The 21,293-nt window shown below is 74.2% G+C and carries 16 protein-coding genes and 1 riboswitch; of the genes, 13 read left to right on the top strand and 3 right to left on the bottom strand.

Annotated elements, in window-relative coordinates; translation table 11 throughout:
- Positions 1–197: 197 nt before the first annotated feature.
- From lanL to P3T39_RS18710, 10 genes are all read left to right on the top strand, one after another.
- On the top strand, positions 198–3,110 hold the full coding sequence (gene lanL, locus P3T39_RS18755) for a class IV lanthionine synthetase LanL (RefSeq protein WP_280699344.1): 2,913 nt from the start codon (positions 198–200) through the stop codon (positions 3,108–3,110).
- Between the two features lie 56 nt (positions 3,111–3,166).
- Positions 3,167–5,335, top strand: coding sequence for an alpha/beta fold hydrolase (locus tag P3T39_RS18750; protein ID WP_280699144.1), 2,169 nt, complete (start codon positions 3,167–3,169; stop codon positions 5,333–5,335).
- 157 nt (positions 5,336–5,492) lie between these two features.
- A complete protein-coding gene (locus P3T39_RS18745; RefSeq protein WP_170290433.1) occupies positions 5,493–5,636 on the top strand; it encodes a VenA family class IV lanthipeptide in 144 nt (47 codons plus the stop codon).
- A gap of 118 nt (positions 5,637–5,754) precedes the next feature.
- Entirely contained in the window at positions 5,755–7,413 is a 1,659-nt protein-coding gene (locus tag P3T39_RS18740; RefSeq protein WP_280699140.1) for an ABC transporter ATP-binding protein, read from the top strand.
- Between the two features lie 171 nt (positions 7,414–7,584).
- Entirely contained in the window at positions 7,585–9,525 is a 1,941-nt protein-coding gene (locus P3T39_RS18735; protein ID WP_280699139.1) for an ABC transporter ATP-binding protein, read from the top strand.
- A gap of 171 nt (positions 9,526–9,696) precedes the next feature.
- A complete protein-coding gene (locus tag P3T39_RS18730) occupies positions 9,697–9,852 on the top strand; it encodes a hypothetical protein (protein ID WP_197085124.1) in 156 nt (51 codons plus the stop codon).
- A gap of 213 nt (positions 9,853–10,065) precedes the next feature.
- A complete protein-coding gene (locus P3T39_RS18725) occupies positions 10,066–10,746 on the top strand; it encodes a class I SAM-dependent methyltransferase (protein WP_280699135.1) in 681 nt (226 codons plus the stop codon).
- 234 nt (positions 10,747–10,980) lie between these two features.
- Complete coding sequence (locus P3T39_RS18720; protein WP_280699133.1) at positions 10,981–12,261, top strand: hypothetical protein; 1,281 nt, start codon at positions 10,981–10,983, stop codon at positions 12,259–12,261.
- A 7-nt stretch (positions 12,262–12,268) separates the two neighbouring features.
- The gene (locus tag P3T39_RS18715; protein ID WP_280699131.1) at positions 12,269–13,213 is read left to right on the top strand and encodes an N-acetylmuramoyl-L-alanine amidase; all 945 of its coding nucleotides are present in this window, start codon (positions 12,269–12,271) and stop codon (positions 13,211–13,213) included.
- A 165-nt stretch (positions 13,214–13,378) separates the two neighbouring features.
- On the top strand, positions 13,379–14,347 hold the full coding sequence (locus P3T39_RS18710; protein WP_280699129.1) for a hypothetical protein: 969 nt from the start codon (positions 13,379–13,381) through the stop codon (positions 14,345–14,347).
- Positions 14,348–14,518: 171 nt separating this feature from the next.
- Here P3T39_RS18710 and P3T39_RS18705 read toward each other — a convergent pair whose 3' ends face one another.
- The 3 genes from P3T39_RS18705 to P3T39_RS18695 form a co-directional block, all read right to left on the bottom strand.
- Complete coding sequence (locus P3T39_RS18705) at positions 14,519–15,595, bottom strand: prenyltransferase (RefSeq protein WP_280699127.1); 1,077 nt, start codon at positions 15,593–15,595, stop codon at positions 14,519–14,521.
- On the bottom strand, positions 15,592–16,326 hold the full coding sequence (locus tag P3T39_RS18700) for a class I SAM-dependent methyltransferase (RefSeq protein ID WP_280699126.1): 735 nt from the start codon (positions 16,324–16,326) through the stop codon (positions 15,592–15,594). The genes P3T39_RS18705 and P3T39_RS18700 overlap by 4 nt, the downstream gene beginning before the upstream one ends.
- An 84-nt stretch (positions 16,327–16,410) precedes the next feature.
- A complete protein-coding gene (locus P3T39_RS18695) occupies positions 16,411–17,724 on the bottom strand; it encodes a glycosyltransferase family 4 protein (protein ID WP_280699123.1) in 1,314 nt (437 codons plus the stop codon).
- 241 nt (positions 17,725–17,965) lie between these two features.
- On the opposite strand from P3T39_RS18695, the gene P3T39_RS18690 reads away from it, so the two are divergent.
- The 3 genes from P3T39_RS18690 (at position 17,966) to P3T39_RS18680 (ending at position 21,263) form a co-directional block, all read left to right on the top strand.
- A complete protein-coding gene (locus P3T39_RS18690) occupies positions 17,966–18,601 on the top strand; it encodes a TetR family transcriptional regulator (RefSeq protein WP_280699121.1) in 636 nt (211 codons plus the stop codon).
- A 187-nt stretch (positions 18,602–18,788) separates the two neighbouring features.
- A riboswitch (cobalamin riboswitch) is annotated at positions 18,789–18,892 on the top strand.
- 104 nt (positions 18,893–18,996) lie between these two features.
- On the top strand, positions 18,997–20,580 hold the full coding sequence (locus tag P3T39_RS18685) for a prenyltransferase/squalene oxidase repeat-containing protein (protein WP_280699118.1): 1,584 nt from the start codon (positions 18,997–18,999) through the stop codon (positions 20,578–20,580).
- Positions 20,577–21,263: an SCO2322 family protein gene (locus P3T39_RS18680; RefSeq protein ID WP_348534357.1), complete on the top strand. Its 687-nt coding sequence runs from the start codon at positions 20,577–20,579 to the stop codon at positions 21,261–21,263. Before P3T39_RS18685 ends, P3T39_RS18680 begins: the two co-directional genes overlap by 4 nt.
- The last annotated feature ends 30 nt before the right edge of the window (positions 21,264–21,293 follow it).

The following is a 21,293-nucleotide window of genomic DNA, read 5'->3' as shown; positions in this document are numbered from 1 at the left end:
TCGAAAGTAACTTCAGTGGTGCGAACGGGAGTTGCCTCGACCTGGGGGGTCGAAAAGGGCGCTCCGCCGAGATTCCGGGCCGTTGCCCGGCGGCGGACGCGGCCGGGGCACAGTCCCGTACTTCCAAGAACCGACCGGATCGCCGGTCCCCGTTGCGGCGGGCACCGGCGGTGGCGCAGAGAAGGGGTGTGAAGCAGATGGGGGCGGGCACACCGCTGCGTACGGCTGGGGGGCCGGGGTCGGTGGACGACGCGCCGGGTGCGGCCGGCACGTTGCTGGAGGTGGCGCGGGCGGCCGTGGCCGGCGGTGGAAGCCGGGGAGCCGAGGGTGACTGGGGTTTCACCGTCGAGGGCTTCTGGTGCACGGCCCGGCCGGCCGCGTCCGGCGCACCGACCGCGTCCGAGGCGTCGGCGATACCCGCGCAGGGGTGGAAACTTCACGTCAGCGCGGCCTCCGAAGCAGCGGCGGAGGTCCTTGCCGCCGTTGCCTCCGCCATCGCCGAAGACCCCTGTGTATTCAAATTCGCGGCCGACCGGGAAAGACTCCACGAAATCAACTCCCGGAACAGCGAGCGCGGTTCCGCCGGGAAATTCATCACCGTCTACCCGGCCGACGAACGGCAGTTCCGGCGGATCGCCGAGGAGCTGCACCGCGCCACCGAGGGACTGCCAGGTCCGACCGTCCTCTCCGACCGGCCGTATGTCCCCGGCAGCCGGGTGCACTACCGCTACGGGGCCTTCGCCGCCCGCGCCGAGCTCGGCAACGACGGCGCGTACCGCTCGATGCTGCACGGCCCCGACGGCAGCCGGGTGGAGGACGTACGGACCGCGAGCTACCGCTGTCCGCCCTGGGCGGTCGACCCCGTCGAGGGGAGGGGGTCGACCGGTCCCGGCACTCCGGGCACGGGGCAGGCCCGAAGCGGCGAGTCATCCGGCCCCCGGGGCCGAAGCGGCGGCGCGCGCGGCGCCGGGGTGCTGCTCGGCGGCCGATACGCGCTGACGGCGGCCGTCCGGCACGGCACCAAGGGCGGCGTCTTCCTCGGCCGGGACACCCACAGCGGCACCGACGTGGTGGTCAAACAGGCCCGGGCCCATATCGAGGTGGACCGGTCGGGCCGGGACGCCACGGTGGCCCTGCGCCACGAGGCACGACTGCTGGAGCGGCTCGACGGCCGCGCGCTGACCCCGCACCCGATCGAGCTGGTCGAACAGGGCGACTCCCTCTTCCTGGTGCAGGAACGGATCGCCGGCCAGACCCTGGGCGGCTGGGTGGCCGAACGGCTGCGCCGCGACGGTACGCCGGACGTCGCCTGGCCCGAGGCCGGCCCGCTTTCCCTCGCACTCACCGACCTGGTCGGGCGGGTACACGCCGAGGGGCTGGTCGTGCGTGACCTGGCACCCGGCAACGTGATGGTGCGGCCGGACGGTTCCCTGCGCCTCGTCGACCTCGAACTCGCGGCGGAGGCGGGCAGTACGGCGGGTTCGGCCGGGACGCCCGGATACCGGGCACCCGAACAGGGCCCGGGAGTGACCAGCTCCCCCGCCGACTACGCCACCGACCTGTACGCCCTCGGCGGTCTGTTCTTCCTGCTCTCGACCGGTCACGACCCACTGCTGCCCGAGGACCTGCCCTCGGCCCGCCCGGTCGCCGACCGCCTGGGCCGCTGGCTGGCCCTGGCCGCCCGGACGGGCGACACCGCGCGACGCCTTGCGCCGCTCGCCCTCGCCCTGCGCGCCGAGGAACCCGAGCAGCGTCGGGGCCTGGCGCAGGTCCGGGCTGCGCTGGGGCGCCCCCGGCCGGCCCTGGACGCGACCGCGGCCACACACTCCCCCGCGGCACCGGGAACCGTCGAGGCTTCCGACGGGCCGGCCACCGCCGACGTGGTGGACCGCCTGCTCGCCGACGGCCTGCGGCAGCTCACCGAGAGCGCGACCCCCGAGCGGCCCGACCGGCTCTGGCCGACCGTCCCGGCCGGCCTGCTGACGGACCCGTGCAACGTCCAGCACGGCGCCGCCGGAGTCCTCGCGGTACTGGCCCGCGCGACGCTCGCCCCGCTGCCCGCAGCCGAACGTGAACGGGCCCTGCGCACCGCGGAGCCGGCCGCCGGGTGGGTCGAACGGCGCTGCGCCGCCGAGCCGGTCGTGCTGCCCGGCCTGCACTTCGGCCGCTCGGGTGCGGCCTGGGCGCTGCTGGACGCCGCCGAGGCGCTGGGAGACTCTGCACTCGCCGACCGGGCTGGCGCGATGGCGCGCCGCGTCCAACTGGCCTGGCCCAACCCGGACATCTGCCACGGTGCCGCCGGGGCCGGGTTTCTGCAGCTCAGGGTGTACCGCTCCACCGGGTGTGCCGACTACCTCGACCGGGCGGCCGAGTGCGCTCACGGCCTGCTTCAGGCCGCGCAGCGCGAGCCGTACGGCACGGTCTGGCCGGTACCGGAGGACTTCGACTCGAGTCTCGCCGGTGTCACGCACCTCGGGTACGCCCACGGGGTCGCCGGGGTGGGCGCCTTCCTGCTCGCCGCCGCCGAGGCCACCGGGGACGACCGACTGCTCGCCGGGGCCCGTGAGGCCGCCGGGACGCTGGCCGCGACCGTACGGCGCGACGGTCCTGACGGGCGCGGCGCCTGGTGGCCGCAGAGTGCGGGCGACGCGGCGAGCGTCAGGCTGGCGCACTGGTGCAGCGGTTCGTCCGGTGTCGGCAGCTTCCTGGTCCGGTTCTGGCGGGCCACGGGCGAGCGCACCGCGTACGAGCTGGCGGTCGCCGCCGGGCAGGCCGTCCTCGACGGCCGGTGGCACAGCGGGGCGTGCGCCTGCCACGGTCTGGCCGGAGACGGCGAGTACCTGCTCGACCTGGCCGAGGCCACCGGCGAGGAGCGATTCCGTTCCGGTGCCTGGGAGTTGGCGAGTCTGATCGCCTCCCGCACCGCGCTCAGGGAAGGGCTGCTCGTACTCCCGGACGAGACCGGCACCGGCTCGACCCCCGCGTACGGAACGGGCACTTCGGGCGCTCTGGCCTTCCTGCTCCGGCTGCGCCACGGCGGCCCACGGATCTGGCTCGATCCACAGCCGCTCACCGTGCGGGCCGGCAGCCCGGCGGCGGTCCCGGGATGAACTCCCGTCCGCCCGGACCAGTCGATCGACCCCGACTCACAGGAGGTGAGCCCACGATGAGTACCGCCACCCGCACCACCGCCCAGGCGCTGCGCCGGCTGAGCTTCACCTTCGCGTCGGACGGATCGCACGCGGCCTGCCTGGCCGCTGCCGCCGACGGCGGCTGGTACCCGGAGACCTGGCGGCTGCCGGTGGACGGTCCGGCCGAGCCGACCGCGCTCTCGCTGCCGGGAAACCGTTCGGAGAACCTGCGTTCGCAGTTGGTCTCCCTGCCGGACGGCCGGGTCCTGGTCTGCCGCCACGACGGCGACCGGCACAGCCTGATCACCGTCTCCGCACCGGCCGACGGTGAACTTCACGCCACCGAGAGCCTGTTGGCGGTCCTGCGGATGCCGGGCCTGCGCCTGCTGCCGCTCCCCGGCGGCCCCCGGACGGCCGAGGAGCCGGTGGCGGTCGCGCTGGGCACCGACACCCGGCCGATGACCACGGTCTGGCTGGTGGCCGCCGACGGATCCGAACCGCGCCGGGTCGCCGAGATCACCGGGCTGCACGGTGGCGGCGTCTGGCTGGACCGCACCGGGCAGCTGCTCGCCCTGGACCGGGTCAGCTCCGGCGTGGTCAAGTCCGTGGTGCTCGACCTCACCTCGGGCCGGGTCACCCCGCTGCTGGAGATCGCCGAGGGCAGCAACGACCGGCTGGTGCTGTTCGACCCCGACACCCACTTCGCGATGGTCCGCAGCGACGCACCCGGCGCCGACCGGCTCGGCTGGGGCACCCTCGGGGGCAGCGAGCCACTGCGCTTCCCGGAGTGCCTCCACGTGCCGGGGATGTTCCTGCGGCCCATCGCCCTCGCCCCGGTCTCCCTGAGCACCCCGGCCTCTGCGGGCACTCAGACCTCCGCAACCGCCCAGGCCGAGCCGGCTCCACGGGCCGACGGCCTGCACCCCGAGGCCGACGGGCCCAGGGTCGCCCTCCAGATCGACCGCGGCGCGGCCTCCGCCCTGGCCCTCTGGCAGCCGAGCGGCGGGCGGCTCGACCCGCTGCCCGTGCCGCCCGGACGGCTCGGTGCGGTCGGCCACTGGTCCACGGCCGGTCTGCGGATGCCGTACTCCGCGCCGCACCACCCGGCCGCCCTGGCCACCCTGGACGTGGACACCCTGCTCGGCCTCGATCCGTCCGGCGCGCCCGCCCTCACCCCCGTACCGCTGCCGCTCCAGCTGGCACCGCTCGGCGCCGCGAGCACGGCCACTCCGTTCACGGCCGGCCCGTTCACGGCCGGCCCAGCGGGCAGCGCCGCCGCACGAACCACGACACAGGAGGGCACCCGCGAGCCCGTAGGCGAGTCCGCGCCCGCACGGTCCACCCCGGCCAGGCTCCCGCACTGCTCGCCGCCCGGCTGGCGGCTGGACGCGAGCGCCGCCCCCGGCGACGGCGGCCGCTGGCACCCGGCGCAGAGCCTGGAACTCGCCGGTCCTGCCGGTCCGATCGAGGCCGTGGTCTACGGCGGTGACGCCTGGTTGAGCTCGCCGCACCTGGTCGTGGCGCTGCACGGCGGCCCGGCGGACGCCTGGCGGCTCGAGTTCGACCCGGCCCTGCAACGGATGGCCGCAGCGGGCCTGGCGGTGGTCGCACCCAACCAGCGCGGCAGCACCGGCTACGGCCTGGAGCACGCGATGGCCATCCGTGGCGCCTGGGGCGGTCCCGATCTCGACGACATCCTGTATCTGCTCGACGGACTGTCAGGTCAGCGTGCCGCACTGGGACTTGAAGCACCGGCCCTCTTCGGTGTGAGCTACGGCGCCTTTCTCGCCCTGCTCGTCGCCGCCCACGCTCCGGCCGAGCAGATCTCCCGCTGCGCCGTGGTCGCACCGTTCCTGTCCGGCACCCGGCTGCTCGCCGAGGCGGCGGCTCCGGTCAGGGCGCTGACCACCCGGCTCGGCGGGAGCGATCGGATCGAGGACGCCCGTGGCCCGCGCGACGTACTCCAGCTCGGCCATCGGCTCACCGCACCGCTGCTGATCGTGCACGGCGACCGCGACGAGGTGGTACCGGTGAGCCAATCCCGTTCGCTGCGACACGAGTTGCTGCGGATCGGCCGCATCGAGGGCGCCGACTTCCGGTACGTGGAGGCGGCCGGGGCGGGACACGAGGTACTGGCCGAGGAGGGCGGAGCCGTCCTGCACGAACTGCTGGCCGCCTTCCTGCGCACCGGACGGCCGACCTAGAGACTTCCCGGTCCGGCCACAGCCGGGCCCGGGAGAGAGACCTGTGGCGGAACGTTTCTGCCGCAGTTGCCGCAGCCGACGGGCATCGCCCGCGCTGCGGACACACCCACCACCGATCGCACTCGCGGCCGGTGAACACCAAGGGGAGGACCCAATCATGGAGAACATGCTGGACTTCGAGACCGACCTCGCTGCGCTGCAGGAGCTGCCCGAGACCGAGTCCGTCGAACTGACCGGCCACGGCGGCGGCTGCCAGTACACCTGCCTGATCCTCACCTGCCTGATCTTCACCATCAGCTAACGCAGGCAGGCCGACAGGCCGGATCAACGGCCGCGCCACACCCTGCGAGGGGGTGGCGCGGCCCTCCCGCACTCACTTCCCGTACCTGAACCCACTTCTCGCACCGAGGGGGTGCACGATGCGCGGCTGGACTCTGGCACTCACCCTGGCCGTTCCCGTCGAGGCCGCCGCGACCCTCGCCCTGCCGGGCGCGGTCGCCGGGGCGGTGGACGCCGCCCTCGGCGGCGGCGCGTCCGGTGCGTCCACCGGCACGGCACTGGCCGGCGCCGCCCAGCCGCTCACCGCCGTGCTGCTGATCGGTGCGGCCGCCGGGGCGCTGGCCGCAGCAGCCGGCCCCGCCTGCACCGCCGACGCGACCGTCGCCCTCCGCGCCCGGCTGCTGCGGCACGTCCTGGCGCTCGGTCCTTCGGCACCCGGCCTGCCACCCGGCGGAGATCTGACCGCGCGGCTAGTGGGCGCGGCGGCCGACGCCGGTGCGGCGTACCCGTCCCGGCTCGGCGCCGTGACCGCACTGCTGACCTCGCTCGGCGCCGTCGTCGGACTCGGTCTGCTCTCCCCCTGGCTGGCGTTGGCGTTCTTCGCCGGGGTCGTGCCCGGCGTAGTGCTGATCAGGCTCTTCCTCCGCACCGCCGGGCAGGTCTTCACCCGCTACCAGGAGGTGCAGTCAGAACTCGCGGCCCGGCTCACGGGGGCACTGGCCGGGCTGCGGAGCATCCACGCCGCCGGTGCCGAGCAGCGCGAGGCCGGCCGGGTGCTCCGGCCGCTGCCCGATCTCACCGCCGCCGGACATGCGCTGTGGTCCGCACAGCGCCGGACGGTGTGGCAGGCGACGCTGCTGGTCGCTGTGGTGGAACTGGCCGTACTGGGTACGGCCGGGTGGCTGGTGGCGGCGGGCTCGCTGCCGCCCGGCGCACTGGCGGCGGCGGCCGGGTGGTCGGCGCTCGGGCTCGGCTTCTTCGAGCAGGTCGAGGCCCTGGTCGGCATCGCACACGCGCGGGCCGGCCGGTCGCGGGTCGAGGAGGTCCTGGCACTGCCCATAGCCGGTCACGGTGTGAACCGACTCCCGGACGGTCCTGGGGAGGTGAGGTTCTGCGAGGTCGTGGTACGGGACGGCGCCCGGGTGCTGCTCGGGCCGGTCGACCTCACCGTCCCGGGCGGCAGCACGATCGCCCTGGTCGGCCGGTCCGGTGCGGGCAAGTCGCTGCTGACGACCCTCGTCGGACGGCTCCGCGAGCCGGACTCCGGGCGTGTCCTGATCGACGGCGTACCCGTGGACGAGCTGAGCAGGACCGAACTGCGGCGGGCCGTCGGATACGCCTTCGAACGACCCGTCCTGGTCGGCGCCACGGTCGGGGAGGCACTGGAGGGAGCAGGCCCGCAGGAGGCTGAGGCCGCGCGGGCCGACGGGTTCCTGGGGAGGCTCCCCGAAGGGTGGGACACCCCGCTCGACGAGCTCCGACTGTCCGGCGGCGAGCTGCAACGACTGGGCCTGGCGCGGCTCTTGGCGCAGCGGGCACGCGTGGTGGTGCTCGACGACGCCACCTCCAGTCTCGACCTCGCGACCGAGCACCAGGTGACCGTGGCCCTCGCCGAGTCCACGCGCGGCTGCACGCGGCTGGTGGTCGCCCACCGCGCCGAGGCGGCGGCCCTGGCCGACCTGGTGGCCTGGCTGGACGGCGGACGTCTGCGCGCCCTGGCCCCGCACGACGCCCTGCTCGCCGATCCCGACTACCGCGCGGCACTGGCGGGCAGCACCCTGGCCGCCGCGAGCGCCTGACCGGCGGCCGCGCCGGCTCTGGCCGACGTAGCGCCCGGTCGACCGGGCCGATATCGCCGCATCCCGCCAACTCGCCCATCAGCAGCGGACCCTGGAAAGAGAGTCAGCGATGCACCGTTCTCCCGGCGATCCGTCGGCCGCCCGCCACGCCGACGCGGGGACAGGCCACCGATGAGCGGCCGCCACAGCGAGCGGCACTGGCGGCCCGCGTCGGGCTGGAAGCTGCTGGTCGACCAGCTCTCCACCACCCGACCGGCGTTGATCCGCGTCCTGGCCTGGTCCGGGGTGGAGGCGCTGCCCGCGCTGCTCTCGGGGATCATCGTCTCGGCCGCCGTCGACCAGGGCTTTCTGGCGGGCCGCCCGGGTGTGGGCTGCCTCTGGCTGGCCGTACTCGGGGCCGCCTTCGCGGTCCGGGCGTATGCGGCACGCGCGGCGTTCCCGCAGGTGGCCGCCGTGGTGGAACCGCTGCGGGACGCCCTGGTCGCCCGGGTGGTGCACGGTGCGCTCAACCGGCCGGACAGCAGCCCGGCCGAGGTCGCCAGACTGACCGAACAGGTCGAATCGGCCCGCCAGTTGACGGCGACCCTGCTGCGCACCCTGCGCGGCGTCGGGGTCACCCTGGTGGCGGCCGTCCTCGGGCTGGCACTGCTCGCCCCGGTGACCCTGCCGCTGGTGCTGCTCCCGCTCCTGTTCGGCGGTCTGCTCTTCGGCCGCCTGCTCCGCCCGCTGGTCGCCCGCCGCCACGCGGCGGTACTCGCGGACGAACGGGTGTCCGCCGAGAGCGGTCTCGCCTTCGCCGGACTGCGCGACATCGCCGCCTGCGGGGCCCGGCAGCGGGTCGGTACGGCGGTCGCTGCGACCCTGGAGGCACAGGGAGGCGCTCTTCGGGCCCTCGGGCGAGCGGCCGCGCTGCGCTCGCTGACAGTCGCGCTCGGCGGCCGACTGCCCGTACTGGCGGTCGTGGCGGCCGCGCCCTGGCTGGTGTCGCACCACTGGCTGACGGCAGGGCAGGTGCTCGGCGTGGCGTCCTACCTGGTCCAGCAGCTGGAGCCCGCGGTGAGGACACTCTCCGGGATGCTGGGCGGCTGGGTGCTTGAACTCGCGGCCGTCCTGAACCGCCTGGCCGCCATCCCCGCCGCACCCCTGGCTGTCCCCGCCGCACCCCTGGCCGTCCCCGCCGCACCCCTGGCCGTCCCCGCGCCCGAAGTGCCGGGCCGTGCCATGGAGGCGGCCGGAGCCGAGGCCGTGGCAGCCGCTCCCGGGCCCCCGAGCCCCCGTACCTCCACGTCCGGCCGCCGCCTCGCCGCCCCGGCCGTACGGGTCACCGGACTGCGCCATGCCCACGGCCCTTCGGCGCAGCCCTTGTTCGCCGGGCTCGACCTGGAACTCGCGGCCGGCGAGCACCTCGCGGTGGTCGGGCCCAGCGGCGCGGGCAAGTCGACCCTGGCGGCGCTGCTTGCCGGTCTGCTCCCGCCGCAGTGCGGCGAGGTACGGGTGGCCGGCGTGCGGCCGCATCTACTGCCCGGCCCGCAGCGCGCCCGACGGCTGGCGCTGGTGCCGCAGGAGGCGTACGTCTTCGCCGGTACGGTCCGCGAGAACCTGTGCTGGCTGCACCCGGAGGCGAGTGACGACCAACTCCGCTGCGCCGTTGAAGAGTTGGGAGCGGAGGAGCTGCTCGCCCGGCTCGGCGGACCCGACGGCGTGCTGCACGACCCCTCCGTGCTCTCCGCCGGTGAGCGCCAACTCGTCTCCCTGGTGCGGACCTACCTGTCGCCCGCGCCGGTGGTGGTGCTGGACGAGGCGACCTGCCACCTGGACGCGGCTGCCGAGACCAGGGTGGAGGAGACGTTCGCCGCCCGGCCCGGAACCCTTGTCGTGGTCGCACACCGGATCGGTTCCGCGCTGCGCTCCGACCGGGTGCTCCTGCTGGACTCCGGACGGGGGCTCCTCGCTCGGCACGGCGACCTCCAGGTGCTCTCCCCGCTCTACCGCGAACTGGTCGGCCACTGGCTGGGATCGGCCCCGCAGGGCGCCTTCGGCCGCGCGGGACACACCGACCGGACGCCGCAGATGCAGGCATCGGCGCTGGTGTCGGTCATACAGCGGCCCTGACGATCTCACTACGCTCATCTCCAAGGCGGCCGATAGGGTGGCCCCCGTACAGGCCCGGGGTGCGCTACCGGTACAGGCGCATCGCGCAACCGGCGGCCAGCGCCCCGGCCCATCCGACCGGTGCCAGACGGCACCACAGACCAGCACCCTTGCACGGAGAAGACGAACCTGATGTCCGAAACCCTCACCGACACCACCGAGCACGACAGCACCGCGCCCGGCGCCGACGAGGCCACGGCCGAGGACACCGCACACGGTCGCCACCGGGGCCTGACCGCATCCGACGACACCACCGACGCCAACCCGCACGGACGCCACCGTCGCTGACCGTCCCGGCCGACCGCGGTCGCCTGCCGCATCCGAGCTGTCCGACCGAGGGGCCCGCACCCGGGCCCCTCGGTCGCTCCGTTCCCGGCCCGTCCCTGCCCGCCCTGCCGCAGACCGAGTCCCCCGGGCTGCCCCTGCGGCCTACCGTCGAGTAGGGTCCAGCAGCCGGGCAATGCACGGAAAACCACCGGACCGACCGCAGGGAGCAGCAGCATGACCGACCTCCGGGAGAGCACCCTTCCGGCACCCGAGGTGCTCGCGGCCTTCGAGTCGGCGACCGGGTTCATGCCGGTGGACGAGGGCCTGGCGCTGTACGCGGCGGCGGTGGAGGCGGCACGTCGGACCGGTGGTCTGCCGGTGCTGGAGATCGGCACGTACTGCGGGCGCTCGGCGATCCTGCTGGCCGATGCCGCGCGGGCGACCGGCACGGTGGCGCTGACGGTCGACCACCACCGGGGCTCGGAGGAGCAGCAGCCCGGCTGGGAGTACCACGACCCGACCCTGGTCGACCCCGAGGTCGGGCGGATGGACACACTGCCCCGCTTCCGGCGGACGCTGCACCACGCCGGTCTGGAGGAGTACGTGATCGCCCTGGTCGGGCGGTCCCCGCAGGTCGCAGCGGTCTGGGGCGGGCGGCTGTCGCTGGTCTTCATCGACGGCGGGCACACCGACGAGCACGCGAGCGGCGACTACGAGGGCTGGGTGCCGCACCTCGCCGAGGACGGTCTGCTGGTGATCCACGACGTCTTCCCCGACCCGGCCGACGGCGGTCAGGCACCGTACCGGGTCTATCTGCGGGCGCTGGCAGCGGGCTTCGAGGAGGTCTCGGTCACGGGGTCGCTGCGGGTGCTGCGGCGCTCGGCCGGCCTCGCGCACGGCCACGAGGGGAACTGACCGCAGAACCGGCCGCACCGCAGATCGCGGGCCTCCTGCGGGCACGAACTCCGATGCTCTAACGTCGTTCCTCGGACCGCACTACAGCGATTCCGCACAGCAAGACCGCACCACCCCGGGCGCTCCGGATGCCGCATACCGCCGTACCGCCGTATCGCAAGGGCGGTACGGTGTCGGCGAACACCCGGACCGTACGGGCGTGTTCGAGACGACAGCGGGGGCGAGGGCGAGGGCATGACCGACCAGGACAACACCGCTCCGGCGGTCTGGGATCCCACTGCGCGCGGAGGCGCGGGTGGCTGGGTGCGCCGCAAACCGGCCCAGGCCCAGCAGGACACACCGGCGGAGCCGGGCTTCCCGCCCCCGCAGGGCGCGCCGTCACAGCAGGGGGCACCGCAGCAGCAGTGGACACCGTCACAGCCGGCCGCGCCGCAGCAGCACACGTCTGCCCCGTACGGGTTCGCCTCCCCCCAGGACGCGCAGACCGCGAAGCTCCCCCCGGTCCCGCTGCTGCCGCCCTCCGCACCGCCCTCCGCCGGGGCCTTCGGCGACGAGGGGCCGCCCCTCACCGCCCGGCCGTACCTGAACGCCTCGCCTCCACCTCCTGCCGCGGGCTACGGGCAGCCGGGCGGCTTCCCCGCCCACAGCGCCGAGCCGACGCCGCCCCCGGGCTTTCCCTCGTCGCAGCCCACGCCGCCGGCCTTCCCGCCCGCGCAGACACCCCTGTCCGGCCAGGGACCCGGGTACCCAGGGCCCGGCTACCCGGCACCCGCCCCGTACGAGGAGCTCGCTCCGTACGAAGGGGCGCAGCCCCGCCGTCGTACGCCGCTGTTCGTGGCACTCGGTGTGGCGCTGGCGGTCGTGGTCGGCGTCGGCGCCGTCTGGCTGATCCAGGACACGGGCGACTCGAAGGGCCAGGCACAGCCCGGCCCCGCCAGCCCGGGGGCGGGCGGCGGCGCGCCGCCACCCGCTCCGGGCAGCACCGGCTCCACCTCGCCGGACGCCTCGCCCGGCGACTCCCCCAGCGCCTCGGCGAGCGATGGCGCAGGGCCGAACGCGGCCGCCCAGGCGAAGTCCCTGGACGATCTGCTCACCCGGGGTGAGGGTGCGAAGGCGCCGATCGGCAACGCGGTGGCCAAGGTGAACAGCTGCCCGTCGAAGTCCGAGATCGACAACGCCGTCCACGACTTCGAGGCCGGCGCCGCCCAGCGGGACCAGCTGATCGCGGACCTGAACAAGCTGGACCTGGGCCAGCTGCCCGGTGGTGCGGACGCGGCGCAGACCCTGCGCAGCGCCTGGCAGCAGTCGGGCGACATCGACCGGGCGTACGCGGCCTGGGCCCGTACCGTGAGCAGCCAGGGCTGCACCAACGGCGCGGCTCCGGACACCGACGACCTCAAGCGGGCGAACGACCTCAACCCGCAGGCCACGCAGACGAAGAAGGACTTCGTCACCAAGTGGAACTCCATGGCAGGCACCTACAACCTGCCTTCGCGCACCTGGGACAGGATCTGAACAACTCGTGACCGGCACCACCGACGAGCGCCCCACTCCCCGTCGCTCCACTCGCTTCCGCCTGACCGTTCTCGGCTGCACCGCCGTGCCGCTCTGCTTCGCCGGCTGGCTCGGCTGGCAGGCGCTGGCCGGCGGGGGCTCGCCCGCTGCCACCGGCACATCTGCCTCCCCGCCGCCGGCCGCTCCGCCACCGGCCACCACCGGCCCCGGCACGGCGCCGGCCTCCACCGGCGCGGGCCCGAGCCCGTCCTCCACGGCGTCCGGCGGCGCGCGCCCCCTGACGGGCCGGACGGTGCTGCTCGACCCCGGCCACAACAGCAACAACGTGAACCACACCGCCGAGATCAACCGCCTGGTGGACATCGGCAACGCGCGCAAGGAGTGCGACACCACCGGTACCGAGACGGACGCCGGTTACACCGAGGCCGCCTACACGCTGGACGTGTCGCACCGTGCGCGGGCGATCCTGGAGGCCAGGGGCGCCAAGGTGGTGTTCACCCACGACGGTGACCGCGAGTACGGCCCCTGCATCGACGAGCGCGCGAAGATCGGCAACGAGGCGCACGCCGACGCCGCCGTCTCGGTGCACGGTGACGGAGCACCGGCCTCCGTGAGCGGATTCCACGTCATCATGCCCGCCAAGGTGACGGCTGGTGCGGCGGACACCTCGGCGATCGTCGATCCCTCCCACCGGCTCGGGGTGACGCTGCGCGACGGTTTCAAGGCCGCCACCGGCGAGCCGTACGCCGACTACATCGGTGAGCAGGGTCTGGACACCCGCAGCGACCTGGGCGGGCTCAACCTCTCCAAGGTGCCCAAGGTGTTCATCGAGTGCGGCAACATGCGCAACTCGGGCGACGCCCAGCGGATGACGGATCCTCAGTGGCGCCAACTCGCCGCCCAGGGCATCGCCGATGCGCTCACCGCCTACCTGACCACACCTGCCGGATAACCTCGCCCAGGGCTGACGATATGCAAGGATTCAGGACGGTTCCGTAGGGTGCTGTGAACTCGGGAACGGCTTGGCCCTAGGCTTTTGCCCGGTTCGGGCGGCTCGTCCGGCCGGTCGACCGACCATCCAACCGCCGTCCACGACACACCGACGAGGGGAACGTTAGTGAATCTGCGCGCTCTCACCAGGGGAGACGCCGCCGTCGCAGGTGCGGCCTTCCTACTGCTCATTGCCTCCTTCCTGCCGTATCGCACCTCCAGCTTCTGCTCCGGCGCCAAGGGTGCGTCGTGCTCCTCCGCCTCGGTGAACGGCTGGACGACCGCGCTCTTCCCGGTACTCCCCTCGGTCTTCCTGCTGGGCATCGTCGCCGCCGCGCTGATCCTGCTCCAGCGCTTCCAGGGGCAGGCTGCGGCCACCCGCCAGGTGCTGGGCCTGCGGCTCGACCAGTGGGGTATCGCGCTCTCGGTCGCCGCGCTGTGGTCCGGCCTGTGGTCGCTGGCCGGCGGCGCCGCCGACACGTCCGGCGCCACCTTCAGCACCTCGACCAGCAGCGGCTTCGGCGCCTGGCTGGCGCTGCTCGCGCTGCTGGTGCTGGCCGGTGCGGCCGCCGGCGGACCGCTGGTGCCCGCGCTGAAGGCACCGCTGCTGCCCGAGAAGCCCGCGACTCCGCAGGGCTACGCCCCGTACCAGCCGCTCGCCGCCACCCAGCCCGAGCACTTCGGCCAGCCGGGGCAGCCCGGTCAGCCGGGCCAGTACGGCTACCCGGCCCCGGCCCCCGAGCACGGCGGCGTCCCGCAGGGTGGCGTCCCGCAGGGCGGCGCGGCGTTCGGCGGCCAGCCGCAGGGCGGCTACGGCTACCCGACCCCGGCCGCCGCCCAGCCGCAGCCCGAGCCGGCCGCTGCCCCGGCGCCCACGCCGGCCCCGCCGGCCGCCGACTTCGCGCCGTTCTGGTTCGCCGTCCCGGTCAACCGTCCGCTCGCGTCGAAGGACAACCCGGCGGGCCCGCCGGTCGGCGAGCTCGTCCCGGGCACCTGGTACCTGGCGGTCGAGCAGCGCGGTGCCGCCCTGGTCGCGCAGCTGCCGGACGGTACGCACGGTCTGCTGAACGACACCTCGGGCATCCAGCGCGGCTGACCCCCGGACCGGACCCACGCAAACGGCCTGCGGTCGTCGGAGCAACCTCCGACGGCCGCAGGCCGTTTCCTTCCCAGCGCCGCGACAGACCGTGCACCGCCCGAGACGAACCGGCCCGATCAGCCACGCACCTGCCTGCGCGACGCAGAGCTGCCCCGATCGGCCGGCCCGTCAGCAGCAGTCGCCGACGACCAGTCCGCTCGGCAGCTGCTCGCCGCCGAAGACCGCCACCGTCGCGTGGTCGCCGCCCAGTGCCGCAACGGCCAGCAGCAGGGCCCCGGCCGTCCAGGTGGTGCGCTCCTCCGGCCAGACGGCGTCGTCCTCGAAGACGTACCCGGTCCAGTACGAGCCGTCGGTGTGCCGCAGGTGCTGGATCCAGCGGAGGATCTCCACCGCGCGGTCGGACTGGCCCACCGCCCAGAGGGAGAGGGCGAGTTCGGCACTCTCACCACCGGTCACCCAGGGCCGGTCGCTGACGCAGCGCACGCCCAGGCCGGGGACCACGAAGCGCTCCCAGTCCTCGGCGATCCTGGCCGCCGCCGCCTCGCCGCGCAGAGCGGTACCGAGGACGGGGTAGTACCAGTCCATCGAGTAGCGGTTCTTGTCGAGGAATCGCTCGGGGTGTTCGGCGATCGCGTGGCGCAGCCGTCCGGTGGCCAACTCCCAGTCGGGCTGCGGCTCTTCGAGGTAGTCGGCGATGGCGAGCCCGCAGCGCAGGGCGTGCAGGATGCTGGAGGAGCCGGTGAGCAGCGCCTCCTGCGGCGCGGTGCCGTCCTCGTCGAGGCGCCAGGCGATCGGTCCTTCGGGCAGTCGCAGCGCGACGGTGAAGTCCAGCGCGCGGCGAACCACCGGCCAGATCCACTCCAGGAAGGCGTCGTCGCCGGTGCTGAGGTGGTGGTGCCAGGCGCCGACGGCTATGTACGCGCAGAAGTTGGTCTCCTTCGACGCGTTGGTCACCTCGCCGTCGGGGCCTCCGTGACCGTAGGAGTAGGCGGCGTACCAGGATCCGTCCGGGTTCTGGTGTTCGGCCAGCCAGCGGTAGGCGGCCTCGGCGGCGGCGTGCTCGCCCGCGGTGTCGAGGGCCATCGCGGCCTCGGTGTGGTCCCAGGGGTCGAGGTGGCCGCCCCAGAACCACGGGATGGCACCGTCGGGCTGCTGGTCGGCGAGGATGGACTGCACTGTCGCGGCGGCCTGCTCGGCGTCCAGTACGCCGTCCAGCAGCAGGGCCTCCGGGACGACGGCCGTCACTCGGCTGCCCGCTGCGGCTTGGAGGCGTACACCACGAAGCTCTTGCCGATCACCGGGTTGAGCGCCTTCTCGGCGGCCTTGGTGAGCTTGCTGATGACGGGGGTGCCGACGATGTCCCAGACCAGCAGCTGGTGGTACGCCTTGACCGGCAGCGCCTTGTCGTTGTTGACGCCGACGGCGCACTTGATCCACCAGTAGGGCGAGTGCAGTGCGTGGGCGTGGTGGGTGCCGTACGGGGTGAGCCCGGCCTCGCTGACCTTCTCGACCAGTTCGTCGCCCCGGTAGATCCGGATGTGGCCGCCCTCGACCTCGTGGTACTCGTCGGAGAGCGCCCAGCAGATCTTCTCGGGCAGGTAGCGCGGCACGGTGACGGCGAGCAGCCCGCCGGGCTTCAGCACCCGGACCATCTCGGCGAGCACACCCTTGTCGTCCGGGATGTGCTCCATCACCTCGGAGATGATGATCTTGTCGAAGGTGTCGTCGTCGAACGGCAGCGCCAGGGCGTTGCCCTCCATCGCGACGGCCGAGGCGCCCGCCGGAGCCTCACCGGCCTGCTCCATCGCCGCGAACCACTTGCGCACCTCGGCGATCTCGTCGCCGTTCTGGTCCAGGGCGACGACGTTCGCGCCGCGCCGGTAGCACTCGAACGCGTGCCGGCCCCCGCCACAGCCCAGGTCGAGCACCCGGTCGCCGGGGGCGAGCGGGAAGCGGGAGAAATCGACGGTCAGCACTGCGGGCTCCCATTCATTGGTGCTGTACTCGATCCCGGGGACGACCCCGGGATCCGGTCCCGTACTACGAGAGTTGACGGATCGTCAGACGACGTAGCGCCAGCCTGCGCCGGAGCGGGCGCGCTGCCCGGCCCCGGTGGCGATCGCCGCCCGGTAGCAGTCGGCGGTCAGCTCGGCCGCGCGCTGCCACGTGAAGTTGGCCAGTACTCGCTCCCGGCCGGCCGCGCCCAGGGCGGCTCGCAGCTGCGGGTCGTCGAGCAGGCGGCCGAGGGCCAGCGCCAGCGCGCCGGCGTCGCCCGGCGGCACCGCCAGGCAGGTCTCGCCGTCCGGTCCCGCGACCTCGGGGATGGCCCCGCCGGTGGTCGCGACCAGCGGGGTCCCGGTGGCCATCGCCTCGGCGGCGGGCAGCGAGAAGCCCTCGTACAGCGAGGGCACACAGGCCACTTCGGCCGAGCGGTAGAGGTCCACCAGCTCCTGGTCGCTCAGCCCGCTGCGGAACTCGATGTGCCGTTCGAGGCCGAACCGCCGCACCGCCTCGGCCACCGGGCCGTCCTCGCGGCGCTTGCAGACCACCACCAGGTGCGCCTCGCGCTCGGTCCTGAGCTTGGCCAGCGCCTCGACGAGATGGATCAGGCCCTTGAGCGGAACGTCCGCGCTGGAGGTCGCCACGATCCGCCCCGGCACCACCGGGACGGACGCGTCCGGCGACCAGAGCCGGGTGTCCGCGCCGATCGGCACGACCGAGATGTTCCCGGGGGCTGCGCCGAGGTGCTCGGCGATCTCGGTCTTGGAACTGCCGGAGACGGTGATGATGTTCTCCAGCCGCTGGGCGACCCGGCGCTGCATCCGGGTGAAGCCGTACCAGCGGCGCAGCGAGAGCCGGCGCAGCCTGGTGGTGGCCGCGTCCAGCTCCAACTGCCGGTCCACGGTGATGGGGTGATGCACCGTGGTGACCAGGGGGAAGCCGTGCCTGGCTATCCCGAGCAGGCCGTAGCCGAGGGTCTGGTTGTCGTGGACGACGTCGTAGCGGCCCTTGTGCCTGGCCAGGTACTGGCGGGCGCGCAGCGAGAAGGTGAGCGGCTCGGGGAAGCCGCCGGTGCGCATGGCGGCGACCTCCAGGACGTCCACCGCGCCCCGGTACTCGGCGAGCTTCGGCGTACGGAAGGGGTCGTCGGCACGGTAGAGGTCGAGGCTGGGCAGTTCCACCAGGCGGACCGATCCCGGGCCGTCGATGTCGTCCAGCACCGGGTACGGCTGCGAGCCGATCACGTCGACATGGTGGCCCAGGCGGGCCAGTTCGCGCGAGAGGTGCCGGACGTAGACGCCCTGGCCGCCGCAGAACGGGTCACCGCGATAGGAGAGCAGGGCGATCCGCAGCGGTCTCGGCAGCGCGGTCATCCGGGGCCCCTTATCCCTACTCACCCGGGCACGGAACGGCCTCAGCGGTAAAGTAGATCACGTTTCATGGTGGTGTGGAGCTCATCGTTGGGCAAGTGAACAATGAGAGACCTCGAAGATACCGGCCCGTAGCCAGCGCTCAGGATCCAGGGCTGGTGATTCACGCCACGCTGCGGCCCCTGCCGGCCGCAGCCGCGACCGCGTGCCCCGGCTGCGGGCCCGCAGCGAGAAGGAGCCCGCCTTGACCGCCGCCACTTCCACCACCGCCACCGCCACGGCCGCCGGGCCCGAGGGTTCGCTCACGCCGCGTCAGGCCGAGCGGCGGCGGCGCATTCTGCGTGCCTCCACGGCGCTGGCCGCCCGGGGCGGGTACGAGGCGGTGCAGATGCGCGAGGTCGCCGAGGGCGCCGAGGTCGCGCTCGGCACGCTGTACCGCTACTTCCCCTCGAAGGTGCATCTGCTGGTCGCGGTGATGCTGGAGCAGCTGGGGCGGCTGCGCGAGCAGGTCAGGCGCCGTCCGCCGGCCGGCGAGGACCCGGCCGCCAGGGTCGCCGAGACGCTCACCCAGGCCTTCCACGCCCTCGGGCGCGAGCCCAGGCTGGCCGAGGCGATGGTCCGGGCGCTCTCCTTCGCCGACCGCTCGGTGAGCCGTGAGGTGGACGAGGTCAGCCGCCTCACCTCCGACATCGTCCTGGAGGCCGCCAGGCTCGGCCAGGAGCCCACCGCCGAGCAGCAGGCGGCACTGCGGGTGATCGGCCACACCTGGTACGCCACGATGCTGGCCTGGCTCTCGGGCCGCGCCTCGCTGGCCGAGGTCCGCGCCGACCTGCACACGGCGGCCCGGCTGCTCACCCTGGGCACCCCCGGACACTCCTGAGCGACGACCACCCGAGCGAGGTGATGGGGAGGCTCACCGGCGGGTACAACTGATACGTGTTCCAGTCCTCGGCGGCGCCCCGGTGCGTCCACGAGCCGACGCGGCCGGGGCGGTGCCGACGACCGGGCCGGATAGAGTCGAGGGCGCGACAACGGCACGCTGAACAACTTCATCCGCCTCCCGATCGGGGAAAGCCGGTGCGACTCCGGCGCTGACCCGCAACCGTGAACCCGCCCGTACCAGCCGTACCACCAGTACGGACCGTACGAGGTCGGGGCAGCCGGAACGCCCGGGCGAGGCGAGCGGCCACACCGGGTTCCGACCCGGTGTCCGTCGAGGTCTACGGGCGGCCCGTCGGGGCCGCTGAACCGCTCATCGAAAGGCAACCCTCCGTCATGCTCACCGCCGCCCGCCTGGGCGCCACCACGCTGGCCGGCCTGCTGCTGGCCGCTACCGCCGCCCCGGCTCTGGCCGACAGTGCCTCCCCGGCCGTCTCGGCCCCGGCCGAGAGTGCATCGGCATCGGCCTCGGCGTCGCCGTCCGCGCCCGCCCCGACCGGCAGTGCCTCCGCCGCGGCCGCGCCCGCGGAGGTGTACGGCAAGAGCGACCCGACGTACGACGGCGTCTGGCGCCAGTCGCTGGCGCTCATCGCGCTGGCGGGCGCTCAGGTCGTCCCGGCCGACTCCGCGGTGAACTGGCTGACGGGCCAGCAGTGCGCCGACGGCGGCTGGCCGTCCTACCGGGCCGACACCGTCGCCGCCTGTGACCCCAGGACGGAGGACAGCAACGCCACCTCCGTCGCGATCCAGGCGCTCAGCGCCGTCGGCGGGCACCAGGAGGCGATCGCCAAGGGGGTCGACTGGCTCAAGGCCACCCAGAACGCTGACGGCACCTGGGCGTTCAATCCCGGCAACCCCGGTGACGCCAACTCCACCGCCCTGGCCGTGAGCGCCCTGACCACCACCCGCACCGACCCGGCGACCGTCGTCAGGAACGGCAGGTCCGCGTACGACGGCCTGGCCGCCTTCCAGCTCGGCTGCGCCTCCCCCGCCGACCAGCGCGGCGCCTTCGCCTACCAGCCCGCCTCCGACGGCACCCTCGCCGCCAACGGGCTGGCCAGCGCGCAGGCCGCGCTCGCCGCGGCGGGCGGCAGGCTGCTGGTGACCGGCACCGACCGCAGCGACTCCCCGGCCGCACCGCTCACCTGCGCGGCCGGATCCACCGAGAAGAACGTGCCCCAGGCGGGCTCCGCCGAGGCCGCAGCCGCATACCTCGGCGCCCAGCTCGACGCCAACGGCCAGCACCTGATGCAGGCCCTGCCCGGTGCCGCCCCGGCGCCCGACTACACCGCCACCGCCTGGGCGGTGCTCAGCCTGATCCAGTCCGGGCACCCGCAGCAGGCCGCGAGCGCCGCCGACTGGCTGGCGAACAACGGCTACAACTGGGCCGCCAAGGGCAACGCGGGCACCGACGCCTCCGCCGCCGCCACCCTGCTGCTGGTCTCGGACGCCTCCAAGCTGGACCCGTACAACTTCGGTGGCACCAACGTGGTCCAGCTGCTGATCGACGCGGGCCCGACCCCCAAGAGCCTGCCGTCCGACGCCGTGCAGGCCGCCTCGGAGAACCCCGACGGCACCCGGGCACCCGGCTCCGGCATCACCGAGGCCGACGACAACGGCGGCTTCTCCCCGATGTGGCTGGTCGGCATCGGCCTGCTGATCGGTGTCGGCGGCGGTCTGCTGATCAGCCTCAACCGCCGCCGCGGCGCTCACCAGCAGGGCACCAGCCGCCCGAGCGGCGAGTCCGGCGCCGACACCTCCGCCGACTCGCCCGCGCCCGCCGCCGAGGCCACCGGGACCGAACCGGCCGAGGCGGACAAGCCCGAGACGGCCGAGCCGGAGGCGGACAGGCCCAAGACGGCCGAGCCGGAGACCGGCAGCGACACCACCGGCAAGCCCGAGGGCAATGAGAAGAAGTGATCCCCGCCCCGCGCCGTGCGGCGGCGGCCCTGCTCGCCGCCGCACTGGCCGTCCCGCTCGCCCTGCTGCTCGGCGCCGCGCCCGCCCAGGCCACCGGCTACCGCTACTGGTCGTTCTGGAAGTGGTCCGACGCCGCCTGGACGTACCAGCAGCAGGGCCCGACCGTGTACGTCCCCCGGGACGGCGGCGTGGACGGCTGGCGCTTCGCGGTCAGCCAGGACGGCGGCCAGAACGCCACCCGTCCAACCCCCACCGGTGACTTCGCCACGATCTGCGCCGACACTCCCGCCCAGCCCGGAAAGAAGCGGGTCGCCGTGGTGCTGGACTTCGGCACCACCGCCGACGCACCGTCGGCCGAGGCCCCGCCCGCACCGCGTACCGCCTGCGCCGCCGTGCCGACCAACGCCAGCTCCGCCGAGGTACTCGCCGTCGCCACCCCGCCGCTGCGCTACGACGCAGGCGGCCTGCTCTGCGCCATCGCCGGTTACCCGCACACCGGTTGCGGCGACACCGTCGCCGACGGCGCCGGGGCGAACAGGACCACCGGGAACAGCACCGCGGCGCAGCGGACGGGCGCCGCCAAGGACAGCGGCGGCCCGTCCCTCGGGCTGGTCGCGGGCGGCGCCCTGGTCGTCGCCCTGGCCGGTGCCGCGTTCTGGCAGGCCCGGCGCCGCCGCCACTGACCGACCCCGTCAGCCACCCTCCCGAGGAAC

The sequence above is a fragment of the Kitasatospora sp. GP82 genome, assembly GCF_029892105.1.
Taxonomy (GTDB): Bacteria; Actinomycetota; Actinomycetes; order Streptomycetales; family Streptomycetaceae; genus Kitasatospora.
Note: the sequence above shows the minus strand (reverse complement) of the source record. Positions and strands in the feature narration are given on the sequence as shown.

Excerpts from the sequence above, each read along its gene's own strand:
- P3T39_RS18720 (WP_280699133.1), top strand. The coding sequence starts at position 10,981 with ATGACCGACCAGGACAACACCGCTCCGGCGGTCTGGGATCCCACTGCG.
- P3T39_RS18735 (WP_280699139.1), top strand. The coding sequence starts at position 7,585 with ATGAGCGGCCGCCACAGCGAGCGGCACTGGCGGCCCGCGTCGGGCTGG.
- P3T39_RS18745 (WP_170290433.1), top strand. The coding sequence starts at position 5,493 with ATGGAGAACATGCTGGACTTCGAGACCGACCTCGCTGCGCTGCAGGAG.
- P3T39_RS18725 (WP_280699135.1), top strand. The coding sequence starts at position 10,066 with ATGACCGACCTCCGGGAGAGCACCCTTCCGGCACCCGAGGTGCTCGCG.
- P3T39_RS18730 (WP_197085124.1), top strand. The coding sequence starts at position 9,697 with ATGTCCGAAACCCTCACCGACACCACCGAGCACGACAGCACCGCGCCC.
- P3T39_RS18695 (WP_280699123.1), bottom strand. The coding sequence starts at position 17,724 with ATGACCGCGCTGCCGAGACCGCTGCGGATCGCCCTGCTCTCCTATCGC.
- lanL (WP_280699344.1), top strand. The coding sequence starts at position 198 with ATGGGGGCGGGCACACCGCTGCGTACGGCTGGGGGGCCGGGGTCGGTG.
- P3T39_RS18740 (WP_280699140.1), top strand. The coding sequence starts at position 5,755 with ATGCGCGGCTGGACTCTGGCACTCACCCTGGCCGTTCCCGTCGAGGCC.
- P3T39_RS18685 (WP_280699118.1), top strand. The coding sequence starts at position 18,997 with ATGCTCACCGCCGCCCGCCTGGGCGCCACCACGCTGGCCGGCCTGCTG.
- P3T39_RS18750 (WP_280699144.1), top strand. The coding sequence starts at position 3,167 with ATGAGTACCGCCACCCGCACCACCGCCCAGGCGCTGCGCCGGCTGAGC.